Genomic DNA, 15,665 nt, shown 5'->3' on the forward strand with positions numbered 1-15,665 from the left:
CTCACCCTCAAATCACAGATCAACGTAATGCCAACTGATTTGGACTATACCAGTATTCGCCGATTTGCCCATCTCAATTTGCAATGATGACTTTTGTCTTTGTTGCGATTGGTTCAAGCACTTCTTCAGGTGCCCGCTTATCCGTAATCACACAATCAACGCTTCCCCAATCGGCTGCCTTTACAAATGAACTTTTAGAAAATTTCGAGTGATCAAGCAGAACAATTTTCGTCTGACATTTTGCAAGCAGTGCACGCTTCATTTCGGCATCTGCAAAACTCGATGTACAAAAACCATCTCGGTTCATGACACCGCTGGATCCGAAAAATCCGATATCAATGCGGATATCATTGAGTGCCTGACTTGTAAAGTTTCCTTGAAATGACATATCTGCCTTACTGTAATGACCGCCGACACAGTAAAAGTCATTGCTTCCATTCATTAACTCCATGATTGCGGTCAAAGAACTGGTGAGAACAGTCTTTCCCTGATAATGATTAAGATATCGTGCGAGAAGAGCAACCGTACTCCCTTGATCAAGTCCGATGACACAAGAGGTTTCAGGTAAAAATTCAAGCGCAGCTTTCACAATTTTTGTCTTGTCATCCAGAAATGTGGTCGTTCGATTGATTACCGGTTCGATTGCATCCGATTGATCAAGCACTGCTCCTCCATAAACCGTTTTAGAAATTCCTTGTTCTTCCAAGTATTTCAGATCTTTTCTAATTGTCTCATCAGACACATGGAAGTGTTCAACCAGTTGCCTAACCTTTATTTTTTTATTTTCAATGAGTAGTTGCGTCATCTGTTCGCGCCGTTGCTGAATTTCTGATGCCTTCACATGTAAACGCCCCGATCTTTTAACTGAACCAATTATACCATGAAATCGTTATAATTCATTATAAAATTTGGCACTTATGTGTTATATTCTATCAAATCCAAGTTTCTCATTGAATGTTTCTTTATATTCTTTATAATAGGGGATGTAGATGAAAAGGTTGCAACGGGTCTTAAACTCTGCACAAAATACTCAACTAAACACGATCTTCTTATTCAATTATGAAGGGGCGAACATCAACGGCTGAAATGTATGCGGTTTCAAATAATAACTTCATGAATATAAGAAAAAAAAGTCTTCTTGATGACATGAAAACCTTCCTGTTTCAAAACGAACGGCGTATTTCTCTTGAACGGGCAATTCTTTTTACGAAAAGCCATAAGCAAACGGAGGGAGAGCCGCAGATCATTCGACGTGCAAAAGCAACGGCTTATATCCTTGACCATGTAAAAATCAGCATTCGTCCCGGTGAACTATTGGTCGGCAATCGAACCGTCAGACCGAGAAGCGGCATTTTGTCTCCTGAGATGGATCCCTATTGGATTATGAAGGAAATGGACACCATCCATGACCGTCCGCAAGATGCATTCTATTTTACCGAAGCGGACAAACGTGTCTATCGTGAACAATTACTGCCCTATTGGTCCGGACGTTCCATGAAGGACTTTATAAATGGAAAAATCCCGAAGAATGCCCAAAAGGCCGTAGACGATCTTGTGATTAAACTGAACCAAACCGACAAGGGGCAAGGACATATTATTATGGATTTTCAAGCCATCTTGAACCATGGTGTCAGTTACTATATTGATTTATTAAGCAGAAAAAGCGCGGCGCAGCCTGAAAATAACTTTTTCATAGCCGCTAAGGTTATTTTTGAAGCAATGGCCCGTCACTTCTTACGCTACCGCAATGAGGCATTTCGAGAAGCCAAGAGCGCCGAAATTACTGAAGCACGGAAAGTGGAACTGCTGGAAATGGCTGACATGTGCAAGCGACTGAGCAGTCAGAAGCCGCAAAGCTTCTATGAGGCGCTGCAGCTGCTCTGGATGACCAGCATCGTCGGTCAATACGAATCGAACGCTTCTTCCCTTTCACTCGGGCGGATGGACCAATACCTCTATCCTTTTTATAAAAAATCCGTTGAGGAAGGTGTTCCGGGAGCTTTCATTCGTGAAGTGCTTGGGGATTTCTATGTTAAAACCAATGATGTCGTGCTTTTAAGAAGTCGCGAAAGTGCCAAATGCTTCGCCGGGTTTCCAACCGGTTATACGGTGGCACTGGGCGGTCTCGATCAATACGGTCAGTCATCGGTAAATGAGCTCTCTTACCTGATGCTGGATCTGTATCATAGCATCCGCTTGCCGCAGCCGAATCTGTCTGTCCGAATCAATGAGTTGATTCCGCGTCGATTCCTGAACAAGACGTGCGAAACCATTCGTCTCGGCACCGGCATTCCGCAAATTTTCAATGATGAGGTCATTATTCCTGGGTTCCTCAGCAAAGGTGTTTCTCTGGATGATGCTCGCGATTATGCGGTTGTCGGTTGCGTGGAAACAACGATTCCTGGGAAAACCTACGGCTTGCACGACATTGCCCTATTTAACTTCTTGCGCATCATGGAAATCAGCCTTTACGAATTACGCGATCGTGATGACTTGACCTTTGACCAGCTTGTTGCGTATCTCTTAAAACGAATTGACGGTTACGTAAAAGATGTCACCATCGGATCTGACATTGTTGACCTTGCTCACCGCGAATTCGCACCGATTCCCTTTCTTTCAGCGCTTGTTGAAGATTGCATCGACAACGGTAAAGATATTACCGAGGGCGGCGCGCGCTACAATTTTTCCGGAGTTCAAGGCATCGGCGAAGCAAATCTGGCAGACTCACTTTTTGTCATTAAGAAGCTTGTTTTTGAACAGCACGAAATGAAATTCAGTGAATTAGTGGATGCACTGGAGGCTGACTTTGAGGGGAAATACAAGAATCTGCAAAACCATGTGATCCATGATTTCGATAAATACGGCAACGATAATCCTGAAATTGATATGATCGCCGCAAAAATTTTCCGTCATTATGCACTTGAGCTTGGCAAATACCGGAATATTCGAGGTGGTGAATTCAACGCAGGCGCATACACCGTTTCCGCACATATCCCGCTCGGCGAAGATGTCGGAGCAACGCCGGATGGAAGAAAGGCTCATGATCAGCTGGCTGACGGGGGACTCTCGCCAATGGTCGGACGCGACAGACTCGGCCCGACAGCTGTCCTAAAATCGGTCAGCAAGATTGACAATGTGCTCTGCGTTAACGGCAGTCTGCTCAATCTTAAATTTCAGCCAAGCACGCTGCAGGGTTCATCGGGAATTCATAAATTTGCCGATTTTCTCATGGCTTTTACCAAATTGAAAATCAGACATGTCCAGTTTAACGTTCAATCACGGGATACACTGTTCGACGCACAGAAGCATCCGGAAAACTATGCCGGGCTAATCGTCCGCGTGGCCGGTTATTCAGCGTTCTTCGTTGATCTGAACAAAAAGATTCAGGACGATATTATTGCTCGCTGCGAGCATGTCCTATAAGGAAGGAAATGCGTTATGACACGAGGCCTTGTATTCAACATCCAGCGCTACTCGATTCACGACGGAACCGGCATACGCACGATTGTCTTTCTCAAGGGCTGTCCGCTCAAATGTCCCTGGTGTTCAAACCCTGAATCACAAGGTCCTGTTCGCCCATCTGTCTGGATGAAAGACGGTGCGGAAGAACCTTTAGGCAAGTGGATGTCAGTCGATGAGGTACTCCATGAAGTGGAAAAAGATGAGATTTTTTACCGCACGTCAAATGGTGGCGTGACCTTGTCCGGTGGTGAAGTTCTGATGCAAGCCGATTTTGCGGCGGAACTCTTAAAGGAGGTAAAAGCGCTCGGGATTAGCACAGCGATTGAAACCACTGGCGCGCTTCCTCTGAAACAAATCCGCAAAGTGCTGCCCTACACCGACCAAGTCCTATTTGACTTAAAAATTATGGATCCGGACAAAGCCAGACAGATCATCGGTGAAAAGATCAGCACGATCAAACAAAATTTTGAAGAAGCATTGAATTCACCAGCGCACGTTATTCCCAGAATTCCGCTGATTCCCGGATATACGACACCGCCGGAAAACTTGAGGCAGATCAGAGATTACGTGACCGGCCTCGGAATTAAAGAGATTCATATTTTGCCCTTCCATCAATATGGAAGCGGCAAATATGAGTATTTGAAGCGCAGCTATCGCTTGAAGGACACACCACTCCTCAAGCAGGAAGAAGTCAACACAGTTAAAGCCTTCTTTGAAAGTGCTCAGATCAAAACAGTTGTCAGCGGCTTGGAGTAAAAAAATGTATCGACAATGACAATAATTAAAAGACATGAATCCTATTTTCGGGCAGGATTCATGTCTTTTATTTTATTTAATATGAGTTTCCAAAATTTTAAATTTTGTTCATCTCTGCTGTTACAAGGCCTGCTCCGTTCGAGCGATAATATCATCCTGTGTTTCTTTTGAAAGACCGGTGAAGAATGCAGAATAACCGGCGACGCGTACAATTAGATCACGATAGTTTTCCGGATGTTTTTGCGCATCAATTAGCGTTTCACGAGAGACGATATTATATTGAACATGGTACCCATGCAATCTGTTGAAAAAGGTTCTAATTAGCAATACCAGCTTCATGCAGTTTTCTTCATTCTGCAGAATCTGCGGCGACATTTTTTGGTTCAGTAGCACGCCGCCTGTAATATCTGCTGTCGGCAATTTTGATACGGATTTAAAAACGGCTGTCGGTCCGTCATGATCCATCGAATGCTCCGGCGAGCATCCTTCAGCAAGTGCCGTTCGGGCATGACGGCCATCCGGAGTGGCGAGTGTGCTGTGACCTTGCCCGACATTCGCAGAAATAGAGGATGTGCCGGCATAGCGAAGTCCGCCGATTGGTCCGCGCCCGTAACGTGTATTTTTATATTTTGAAATCTCATCAATATACGGCTGATAAGCATTCTGAATCAGTTCATCTACATAATCAACATCATTGCCGTATTTTGGTGCGTCATTGAGCAGTGTCTGACGGATTTTTTCCCCTTTTTCACCGGCAAAATCATTGGTAAGCGCATCCCAAAGCTCCTTGCGGCTGATCTTCTTTTCATCATAGACCAGTTTTTTAACGGCACTCAGCGAATCGGCAAGATTAGCGATTCCAACCTGCAAGCCGCTGATAAAATCGTAGACGGCACCGCCCTCTTTAATTGTTTTTCCGCGTCCGACGCAATCATCGGTCAGCGTGGAGCAGAGAATATCCGGACAATCCTGTTCAAGCACCAGATCGCATGAATTTTCAATGATTACACTCTGCCTTGTAATTTCGCGAAGCCCTTTGTCCCAAGCTTTTTCAAGCTCCTCATAGGATTTCATATCGACAAAGTGACCACTGCCTTCGAGCAGCTTCTTTCCCGTTTCCGGATCAACGCCGTTGTTCATGATAATGAGCAGTGTACGTGGAAAGTTAATGAAGCTCATACCCGTGCAACGATAACCCCATTTTCCCGGTACTGCCGTCTCCACACAGCCGATCGCACTGTAATTGTACGCATCCTCTTCTTTTACCCCGCGTTTGATAAACGATGAAATAATGATTTCATCGTTGTTAAACGCGGGCATGCCCATCCCCAGCTTAATGACCTCGATGCACTCACGCATGAATGCGTCACTTAAACCGCGGTGATAGCGAACGGTTAAATTCGGCTGCGTCAAATGTGCCTGAGCGACACTCCGCAAAATAAGATAGGACAGACCGTTTATCGCATCCTTCTTATCCGGAGTCTGACCGCCAATGGTAACGTTTTGATACAATGGACTTCCCGCACTGAATTCTGTGTGTCCCCATGAACGTACTTTGTTAATGGTCAGCGTCTTCATCCACAGGTTAGTCAGCAATTCCGTCGCCTGTTCATCTGTCAGAATTCTGCGATCAACATCACGCTGATAGAAAGGAAACAGGTACTGATCCATCCGTCCGTAAGATACCGAATGACCATTTGATTCAATCTGAAGGACAAGATGAATGAGCCAAATCGACTGCACAGCTTCATAGAAAGTATCAGCCGGTTCGTAAGGAACCTTATTCAATATCTGAGCCATATTCCTTAATTCTGTTTGACGCTGCGGGTCCTTTTCCGTCTCAGCTTTCTCTGCTGCCAAATTTGCATAGCGCTTTGCAAAATCCCGTACTGCCTTAATTACGTTCAGACTCGCTTCATAAAAATACAATTTCTTTTGATCTTCAATATCAGTCAGATTCAAATGATCCAATGCGTCTTTGACACGTTTTTCGTACGATTTCAGCCCGTAATTGATCACATTTTTATAGTCGACGGCAAGATGACCGTCACCTGAAGTAATGTTGCCGTCTGCTCCGATGATGCCCAGATCATAAAAAATTTTGCTATGCGGCGGAAAGGCTGCCAGTCCGCGATCTTCTAGTGTATTATGTTTCCAGAAAGGCGCAATCTCTTTTAATTGTTTCTTTGTTTCTTCAGTAATATAGAAGACGTCACCCGGACGTTTTTCAAACCGGTCCAGTTCATCAATCACCCAGTTCATTGAGTATTCCGGAAAAACAGGTGCCCAGCGATTTTTTCGTGCCTGATTTCCTGCAATCAAAGTGTCGTCTTCGATGTAGATCGTCATGTGTTCCAATATATTCTCAAGCATATAAGCACGCTTAAGATCCAGCTGTTTATCTGCATGTTCTTTATAACTCTGTGTCACAAGAACTGCACGTTCAGCATCAATAAACGGTTTGGCATCAAGGATTGAATTACGGAATCGTTCCATTTTCGGTGTTAATTCTCCGAAATGCGCCGATCTTTTTGTTTGCGCTTGAATCATTGAGTCTGCTGTCATAATTAAGCCCTCCTGATCATTTTCATAAGAATCAATATAAGCTTTCTTTCGTAATCATAATAGCATCTAATGTAAGCGCAAACAATATGATTTTGTGATTCCATTAATCTTTAAAAAATAATGGTCATTTGTGCATTTTCGACTTTTTTACGCGATATGCACACATATGCCATGACCAGAGAGAAAGGCGCTTGTTTCTTCATCCAACCCACTGTCCGTGTAGATCTCGTGAATGTCTCGGACATTAAACTGCTTCACAAAGCTTTTCTCATTAAACTTACTGGAATCCGTAAGAATAACGACATGCTTGCTTGATTTTGCCATGGTCTGAACCATCTCGGCTCTCATAATGTCATTTCCAAAAAAGCCGGCATCTCGATCAAATCCATCCGTACCAATAAACAGTTTGTCAACAAAAAAATCAGCTAAATTCTGTTTTGCAATGGGCCCGACCGTTACTTGCGACTCACTTTGATAGGACCCGCCAAGCAGTTCAATGCGAACGCTGTTATATTTACCCACAAGAGACGCAATGAAAAATGAATTCGTTATGATTGTGACATTTTCTTTAACCATGGCAATTTCTTCTGCCAGCAGGGCACAAGTTGAACCTGATTCGATCATAATTGTTTCATTATCTTGTATTGACTGAACTGCAAGTTGTGCGATTTTCTTTTTCACCTCGTAATGATTTGCTAGCCGATAGCTGATATCATCAACATTATTCATCATTGCGTAGCCATGTTTCCGTTGCAACAGACCTTTCGCTTCCAAGCGATCTAAGTCTTTCCTAATCGTCACCTTGGATACGCTTAACAGCTCTGCTAATTCATTAACATCTATTTTCGTTCGATCAGTAACAATCGTTAACAAATCATTTTCACGTGTCGTTAATTCTGATGTCAAAATGACGGCCTCCTATACATTGTTTTCTTCAGTTTATCACAATTGATTGATCATCTTATTTCTTTCACAGCTTATTAACATTTCTTACGTAAATAATATGCTAAAATAAAAAAGATGAAAAGGAATTGAGGCGGTCTTAATTGAAAACGCTTACTAATGATGAAACGAGCCATTCAAAAGGACTCATCTTTAATATTCAGAAGTTCAGTATTAACGACGGACCCGGAATACGAACGGTCATCTTTTTTAAGGGCTGCCCGCTACGATGTCCTTGGTGTGCTAATCCAGAATCTCAACGAGCGTGTCCAGAAAAGATGCACGATCATGCTAACGGCAATACTACGCTTGTTGGTGAATTCAAGAGTATCGCGGAAATTATCAAAGTGATTTTACAGGATCGTGATTACTATGAGGAATCAAATGGAGGTGTCACCTTTTCAGGCGGAGAAGTGCTTAATCAAGCACCCTTTGTGATTGAACTTGCGAAAGCAATTAAAAAAGAAAACATTCACATCATTTGTGAGACAACCGGATTTACCAGGCCTGCTGTCTTTCGAGAATTCATTAAGTACATGGATTTTATGTTCTATGATGTAAAGCATTGGAACGGCGAAGCACATCGCGCCGCCACCGGCGTGGATAATGAATTAATTATCCATAACCTTGAGTCCGCATTAAAAGCACAGAAGAAGCTTATGGTCAGAATTCCGATTATTCCTTGCTTTAATGACGCCTTGAGCGATGCCGCGCATTTCGGTCAATTGTTTAAACGTATCGGTGTCACAATGGTTGAACTGCTCCCTTTCCATCAATTCGGCTTGAACAAGTACACAGAATTGGGGCGGGAATACGAAATGAAAGATGTCCGTCAATTACATGCGGAAGATCTCCTAGATTTTAAAAAAGTATTGAACGAAGCGGGAATCGCGGTCAAACTGAATGGATCTTTTTAATCCACGTCCTCGCAACAATTTATTTTCAGCTGTAATAAGTAAAAAGCCAATGTGACGAATCACATTGGCTTTTTACTTATATATATTTAGTCGTTATCCACGAAGCTCCGCGCCTAACTGCTCCGCACAGGCACTGACAATCTTTTCATGAACGACGTTCACTTCATCATCGGTCAAGGTCCGCTCCGGATCAAAATAGACAAGTGAGAATGCCATAGACTTCTCATCCGCCGCTACATGACTGCCTTCATAGACATCAAAGAGCTGTACCGATTTAAGAAGCGGAGTGCCATTCTCGCGGATGACCCGATCAAGATCAGCCGCAGCTACAGTCCGTTTCACAACAAGCGCAATATCACGTGTTGTCGATGGGAATCGCGGCAAGCCATGATACTCAATAGCAGCCTCTCCGTGACGGAGCAGCGACTCAATGGCAACTTCGAATACAAACGTTTCATTTAACCCGCAGTTCTTCTGAACTCTAGGGTGGAGTGCACCGATATAACCAATGACTTCACCGTTTAATAAAATATCTGCGGTTTGTCCCGGATGCATCCCCTCCCGTTTCGAAGGAGAATAAGTGATATGATTAGCGACACCCAGGGAATCGAACAGCGCTTCAACAATTCCTTTCACTGAGAAAAAGTCGACTGTATCCGGATCGCCTTCCCAATTTCTTTCCGTACGCTTCCCGGTAATGATTCCCGCTAAATGCTCTTCCTCAGCCGGTCTCGCTTCTCCTTTAACCGGAAGGAACACCTTGCCGATTTCATAGAATTTAATATCCGGCATCTGTCTGTTCAAGTGATATTGAGCAACGTTAATGAGTTGAGGAACAATACTCTGACGCAATGCTGCATGCTCTTCGCTCATCGGCCAAATGACTTGTGTCGGTTCTATTCCTTTATTGCTTACCGCGTAGGAAGAAGCACTTTCCTTCGATGTAAGCGAATAAGTATAAGCTTGGCTCAAGCCCATGCCGTTCATCAAGCCTTCTACTCTTCTGCGGATCTTTTGATAAGGTGTCAACGATGCATGTGAGGACGTGCCCTCAGGCAGCGTTGCCGGAATATGATTGTACCCATAAATACGTCCGACTTCTTCGACGAGATCCTCAGGAATGGTCACATCGAAGCGTCTGGCAGGTACGGATACCTGCATTATTTCGCCTTCCACGTTAACTTTAAAATTCAGCCGTTCAAGTATCCCGACGATCTGTTCGCGTGCGAATTCCGATCCTAAAACTTGATTGATTTTTTGCCAAGGCATCATAATCTGATGCTCTGCTACCGTTCGTTCACCGGCTTCGACAATACCTTTAAGTACCGTCGCATGGGCGTACTGTATTAACAGTTCAGCTGCTCGATCAGCGGCCAGAGCGACTCGATTACGATCAAGCCCTTTCTCATAGCGGCTGCTGGCATCCGAGCGCAATTGGAGCCTCGCCGCTGTTTTGCGGATTGAAATTGGATCGAAGACTGCTGCTTCAAGCAGAACATTTTCCGTATCACTTGAAACCTCTGTATTTTCACCACCCATAACGCCTGCAACAGCGACACCCTTTTTGCCATTTGTTATGAGCAGATCCTCATCTGTCAATTTTCGAAGCTGGCCGTCAAGCGTAGTGATTTCTTCATGATCTCCGGCAAAACGAACGAGTACATGATTCGAACCGAATTGATCAAAATCAAATGTATGGAGCGGCTGTCCGTATTCGAGCATCACGTAATTTGAAACATCAACGACATTGCTGATCGGGCGAACACCGGCCGCAATCAGACGCAGCTGCATCCAGCGTGGTGCCGGAGCGACTTTAATGCCGTTCATAACGCGTGCGCCATAATAAGGAACCATTTGCTCGGCATCAACGGAGACACTTATTTTTTCGCTTGCCAACTGGTCTGATTCAGCTACTACCGGCTTTTTCAGTTGGATCGGACGATCAAGAATCGCACCGACTTCATAAGCGACGCCGATCATATTCATGCAATGCGCACTGTTCACCAAAATATCCAAATCAAGAATAGCGTCGTCAAGATTCAAATAAGGGAGTGCATCTGCACCGACCGGCACCTCATCATCAAAGACATAAATGCCGTCCGCATATTCCTTAGGTACAAAATTATGATCGAAGCCCAGTTCATCAAGTGAACAGATCATGCCGTTTGAAATCTCACCACGCAGTTTTGCTCGCTTGATTTTCACATTATTCGCGATTCTTGCACCGACAGTCGCAACCGGTACCTTTTGTCCGGCGGCAACATTTGGTGCACCGCATACAATCTGAACGGTTTCTGTTCCCAGATTAACTTGACACAAATGAAGCTTTTCCGCTTCCGGATGCTGCGCGCAAGACTCAACCTTGCCGACCACAATACCCTTCAATCCCTCTCCCGGATAAACAATGTGCTCCACTTCAATTCCCGAATTTGTTATTTTATCCGCTAATTCTTCCGGCGTGACACCGCCTAAATCTATATAGTCCTGCAACCAATTATAGGAAACCAGCATCGTTCATTCTCCTCCTTATGCCCGATCAAATTGTTTCAAGAAACGAATATCATCTGTATAAAAATGACGAATGTCTTCGATGCCGTACTTCAACATCGCAATACGTTCCGGCCCCATGCCGAATGCAAAGCCTGTGTACTCGCTTGGATCAAAGCCGGACATGCGCAGCACATTCGGATGAACCATGCCGGCACCAAGAATTTCAATCCAACCTGTGCCCTTGCAGACATTGCAACCATGACCGCCGCACCTAAAACAAGAAATGTCCATTTCTACTGACGGTTCGGTAAAAGGGAAGAAGCTTGGGCGAAGACGAATTTCACGGTCCGCACCGAACATATGCTTCGCGAATACGGTCAGAATCCCCTTCAAGTCGCTCAATCGTACATTGTGATCGACATAAAGACCTTCGATCTGCATGAATTGATGCGAATGAGTCGCGTCATCATTATCGCGGCGGTACACTTTTCCAGGGCAGATAACCTTAACCGGACCGACACCCTTATGCTTTTCCAAGGTGTGCGCCTGTACAGGAGATGTATGCGTACGCATCAGTATTTCATCAGTTATATAGAACGAATCCTGCATATCACGAGCAGGATGATCCTTCGGAAGATTTAACGCTTCAAAGTTGTAGTAATCCTGTTCGACTTCAGGGCCTTCTTCAATGGAAAAGCCAAGACCGATAAACAGATCCTCAACCTCCTGAATAATTGAAGCGAGCAGATGAGGACTGCCTGTCGCTATTTTTCTTCCCGGAAGCGTTACATCAATTTTCTCATGCTCAAGCTTCAGCTCAAGCAGCTTCGCTTCCAAGTCCGCTTTCTTTTCTTCAATTTTTGCGGCAATGAGTTTACGTACTTCATTCGCCAGTTGTCCGACAATCGGGCGTTCTTCAGCAGAAAGCTTGCCCATGCTTTTCATAACTTCTGTGATCGGTCCTTTTTTGCCTAAAAAACGGATCTGTGCTTCCTGGAGCGCCTTCAGACCATCTGCTGAACCAATGTTCGATAAAGCCTGTTCGCGCAGCTCAAGCAATTTCTCTTTTAACATGTTCTTCATCCCTTCACAAACTTTTTTAAATGAAGCTTTTCAAAAAGGAGGACAAAAAGGGCCGAGAAGATCAAGGAAGTGCAGTTTCGAGCACCGGAACGTACTGCTACAGGATGTAGTGACTTCGACGTTACTCACAGGACGTGAGTGTAATTAGTCGAAGATCTCCTGTAATACGTGAGGAGCAAAGAAACCAGCTGACACAGAACTTCCACAGGATGTGGTGACTTCTGCGTTGTGCACATGACGTGCACGTCATTAGCAGAAGATCCTCCTTACTTTTTTCCCGGACTTTTTGAACATCCTCTAAAAAAAACAAAAAAGCCCCGCCCCTAAAAAGGGACGAAGCGTCGCGTTACCACCCTTGTTGACCATTCAAAAAAAACAAATAGCCCACTCGAAAACATTTAACGGCGAATGCCGGCCAATCCTAGGCCGGCTGCCCGCCGGCGTTCAAACGGCAACTCAAGAGTGAATTCGTTCGGTCCGTATCATAAGCACGCTTTCAGTCGACGACGCACTCTCCCTGAACGGCGGATACCGAATTACTATTCTCCATCACGGTTTTTACATCTATTTGGATTCATATTACCCATGAATCTAATCATTCTTTAAGTCTTTTCCTAGTATAGTCAATTGCAATCCGTTATGCAAGTCCTCCCGACTCCAACCAATACAGTAAAATACCTGATGCCACAGCGACATTCAGCGATTCCGCACGACCTGCCATCGGAATTTTCACCTGTTGATCCATCTGTGCGAGTAATTCGGGTGATGCGCCATTGCCTTCATTGCCAACGACCAAGCCATAATGAGAGCTGGCTACTTTAACTTTATGAAGTTCATCGCCTTGCAGTGAAGAACCATATAAAGGAATATTCAGTGCTTTCATCTCATCGGCAAGACTGAATAAATTTTTGTGAATGACCGGCAGGTGAAAATGGGAACCTTGAGCAGAGCGCAGAGTCTTTGCATTGTATCCGTCAACACAACCGTCGCCAAGATAGATAGCATCCAAGCCAAAAGCATCTGCAGTTCGAATCAACGTTCCAAGATTTCCTGGATCCTGCACACCGTCAACGAGCAAGTAGCGGCCGGACCGCAGGGAAACTGCTGCCTGACTCATGTCGCACACGGCGATAATGCCTTGAGGTGTCTCTGTTTGTGACAGTTCCGTAAATATTTTATGTGTGACCTGAAAAACTTCAATCGAATCAAGCGGCCAATCCGTCGGCAAATGAAACGCTTCATCAATCAAGATCGCGTTAATCTGCTGTTTTGCGGAAAAAACCGCTTCCTGCACTAGATGCGGCCCTTCAAGCAAATATTTTTGCTCACGATCACGCCACTTTCTTATTTTTAACTTTTTCCATAGTTTTACTTTTTCATTTTGCAATGACACCATTCGTCTCACACATAAGAGCCCCTTTAAAATCGGTACATATTTGTCCGTTTACTACCCATACTATACCATATCACCAGCTTTAAATGCTCACAGAAAGGGGTCTCCTATTCATGGATTTAGACATTCGCCGCGCAGTCCTGCACAATCTGTCCGGTAACGACAAGAAACAGCTTCAAGACACAGTCGTTGACGCTATTCAGGACGGTCAAGAAAAGATGCTTCCCGGACTAGGCGTTCTATTCGAAGTTCTTTGGAACAAATCGGACAATGCCTTCCGCGATCAGATGCTCACGCGACTTGAACAAGGGGTGTAAAGAAATAATCGGGGGCTTCTGGCTCCCGATTTTTCATGCGGCAATTCCTTTATAGTGGACTTTCTTGCATAGAACACTACTTAAAATCGATCCGTTTTCCAAAAAGCGTAGTCATTCTTAGGAAACAGTGCTGCATAGGTTTCCGATTGCACAGAGGTGCCAAGCAGCACATCGCTCACCAATTCGCTTGGCCTCCGCTCAATTGACGTTTGGTATGTAACTGAATCTCCCGGAACTTCAATCTCCGCTTTCCCATTCATGAGATGAACGAGCAGCTCATTGTCTCCGCTTCTGAGCAATAGTGACGTCTTGTTCCCAGTGTAATGAATCAGTCGCTCTGAAAGAACCGGTTCAATCTTCTGAAAAAAATTATGGAAACGCAGAATTTTCCACATTGCACCGTTATAGTTCTCGATACGAGCACCACACTCTTGAAATAACTTCCAGAGCGCATGGTGTTCCGGCATCTGCACCATCAGACTGCATTCCGGTGCCAGATGTTCTTTTAAATGATACACGAGCGACGCAACTGCCGCCTCATGCTCCGGCAAATAACAGCATTCAACCAATCCGATTTTATTTTCACCGAATGCTTCCCACCTGAGATAAGCAACCAGTTCATCATGGTCAAAAGCATTCAAAAATGCGCCTTTGCGATTCTTATTCCATGCCAGCTGCCCTTTCCAGTACGCATCTGTTCGAATTCTAGAACCACAAAGCGGCCCAATAAAGTGCCGATACATCTCTTGTACAGCATTAAAGTCACATTCGTTAATAGGTCGAATATGACATTCCCGCCGCTCAGCCATCTCAGGAATCTGGCTAACATCCATGACCAGTTCGTCCATAGGCAGCGTTTGCCAGCCTTCTTTTTCATAGAACGAATTGATTCCGGTAAATAAAAGAGACAAATCGTAGCCATGTTCAGCCATCCACTTCGTCTGGTGGTTCAGAATGGTGCGAATCAAATGTCTCCCGCGATACTTAGGCAAAGCCGCAACGTTTCCAATCCCTCCGCATTTAAGCTCCACCCCATGATAAGAAAGAGGAAAAGGGAAAATCTGAACAGCTCCGGCCATTTGTCCGTTCACCTTAGCAATCCACGTATGATACGACTGACAATTTGGGTCAAGCCGGATTCTTTCTTCAAAAAATGCCCGATTTTTCGGGAAAACGTTCACCCATAAGTCAAGCGCTTCTTGCCATTCATGATCGTCATGAATCTGCCTAATTTCGATTGTGTCCATAGTAAAATCACCGCCCCGCCGCTGCTTAATTATGTTTCAAAAATACTTGTTATTTGATCAAGATTAACTTTTTTAACTAACCCATTCATTTCAACTATTGTGCTCTTTTTCTTCTAGAAATTATCCTTTTTCTTATTCATTAAATAGTGCAATGCGCGTGCTGCATCAATGGCATCCCGATAATTTTTAAAATCAAAATCAACACTCCAATCAAGGTGTTGGTAATTTCTTATTGATCTTGTGCTTCATCCTTTGACGTAAACTGTAAGATCTTTGCTTTATGAATTATTGCAACATAAATTAATTATATTGGGGAAACAAGAATGAGCACAATAGAATTTCCAAGTTTATTACATTGTTTTTTAAACCTGCCTTCAACTGATTGGAAACGCTCAAGGTAAAGCCTTCATTTTAGGCAGTCAAGCGTTAATCTGACTACTCCATCTCAAGGCGGATCTCATTTGCTTCCCACGCCTCTTGGCTGATTAAAATA

At 44.3% G+C, this 15,665-nt stretch carries 11 protein-coding genes; 4 read left to right on the forward strand and 7 right to left on the reverse strand.

Annotated features, from left to right (window positions below; genetic code table 11):
* Positions 1–73: 73 nt before the first annotated feature.
* On the reverse strand, positions 74–841 hold the full coding sequence (locus tag AC1MBV_RS12700; protein WP_255745712.1) for a DeoR/GlpR family DNA-binding transcription regulator: 768 nt from the start codon (positions 839–841) through the stop codon (positions 74–76).
* A 272-nt stretch (positions 842–1,113) separates the two neighbouring features.
* Between AC1MBV_RS12700 and AC1MBV_RS12705 the strand changes: the two genes are divergently transcribed.
* Together AC1MBV_RS12705 and AC1MBV_RS12710 are read left to right on the forward strand one after the other, a co-directional pair.
* Positions 1,114–3,423, forward strand: coding sequence for a formate C-acetyltransferase (locus AC1MBV_RS12705; protein WP_480948429.1), 2,310 nt, complete (start codon positions 1,114–1,116; stop codon positions 3,421–3,423).
* 15 nt (positions 3,424–3,438) lie between these two features.
* A complete protein-coding gene (locus AC1MBV_RS12710) occupies positions 3,439–4,218 on the forward strand; it encodes a glycyl-radical enzyme activating protein (protein ID WP_255745716.1) in 780 nt (259 codons plus the stop codon).
* A 120-nt stretch (positions 4,219–4,338) separates the two neighbouring features.
* Here AC1MBV_RS12710 and AC1MBV_RS12715 read toward each other — a convergent pair whose 3' ends face one another.
* Positions 4,339–6,783 carry a glycyl radical protein gene (locus AC1MBV_RS12715; RefSeq protein ID WP_480948430.1) on the reverse strand — a complete coding sequence of 815 codons (2,445 nt, stop codon included), beginning with the start codon at positions 6,781–6,783 and terminating at the stop codon, positions 4,339–4,341.
* A 147-nt stretch (positions 6,784–6,930) separates the two neighbouring features.
* Complete coding sequence (locus AC1MBV_RS12720; protein ID WP_480948431.1) at positions 6,931–7,689, reverse strand: DeoR/GlpR family DNA-binding transcription regulator; 759 nt, start codon at positions 7,687–7,689, stop codon at positions 6,931–6,933.
* Positions 7,690–7,829: 140 nt separating this feature from the next.
* On the opposite strand from AC1MBV_RS12720, the gene AC1MBV_RS12725 reads away from it, so the two are divergent.
* Positions 7,830–8,642, forward strand: a complete 813-nt coding sequence (locus AC1MBV_RS12725; RefSeq protein WP_480948432.1) for a glycyl-radical enzyme activating protein — start codon at positions 7,830–7,832, stop codon at positions 8,640–8,642.
* A 93-nt stretch (positions 8,643–8,735) separates the two neighbouring features.
* On the opposite strand, the gene pheT is transcribed toward AC1MBV_RS12725, so the two are convergent.
* From pheT to AC1MBV_RS12740, 3 genes are all read right to left on the reverse strand, one after another.
* Positions 8,736–11,153 carry a phenylalanine--tRNA ligase subunit beta gene (gene pheT, locus AC1MBV_RS12730; protein WP_480948433.1) on the reverse strand — a complete coding sequence of 806 codons (2,418 nt, stop codon included), beginning with the start codon at positions 11,151–11,153 and terminating at the stop codon, positions 8,736–8,738.
* Between the two features lie 15 nt (positions 11,154–11,168).
* Positions 11,169–12,206: a phenylalanine--tRNA ligase subunit alpha gene (gene pheS, locus AC1MBV_RS12735; RefSeq protein WP_255745727.1), complete on the reverse strand. Its 1,038-nt coding sequence runs from the start codon at positions 12,204–12,206 to the stop codon at positions 11,169–11,171.
* 646 nt (positions 12,207–12,852) lie between these two features.
* The gene (locus AC1MBV_RS12740) at positions 12,853–13,611 is read right to left on the reverse strand and encodes a TrmH family RNA methyltransferase (RefSeq protein WP_255745999.1); all 759 of its coding nucleotides are present in this window, start codon (positions 13,609–13,611) and stop codon (positions 12,853–12,855) included.
* Positions 13,612–13,721: 110 nt separating this feature from the next.
* Between AC1MBV_RS12740 and sspI the strand changes: the two genes are divergently transcribed.
* A complete protein-coding gene (gene sspI / locus AC1MBV_RS12745) occupies positions 13,722–13,925 on the forward strand; it encodes a small acid-soluble spore protein SspI (RefSeq protein ID WP_253058754.1) in 204 nt (67 codons plus the stop codon).
* 80 nt (positions 13,926–14,005) lie between these two features.
* Here the strand turns inward: sspI and AC1MBV_RS12750 are convergent, their stop codons facing one another.
* Positions 14,006–15,172 carry a GNAT family N-acetyltransferase gene (locus AC1MBV_RS12750; RefSeq protein ID WP_255745730.1) on the reverse strand — a complete coding sequence of 389 codons (1,167 nt, stop codon included), beginning with the start codon at positions 15,170–15,172 and terminating at the stop codon, positions 14,006–14,008.
* Between the last annotated feature and the right edge of the window lie 493 nt (positions 15,173–15,665).

The sequence above is a fragment of the Sporolactobacillus sp. PKPK-6 genome (assembly GCF_056678885.1).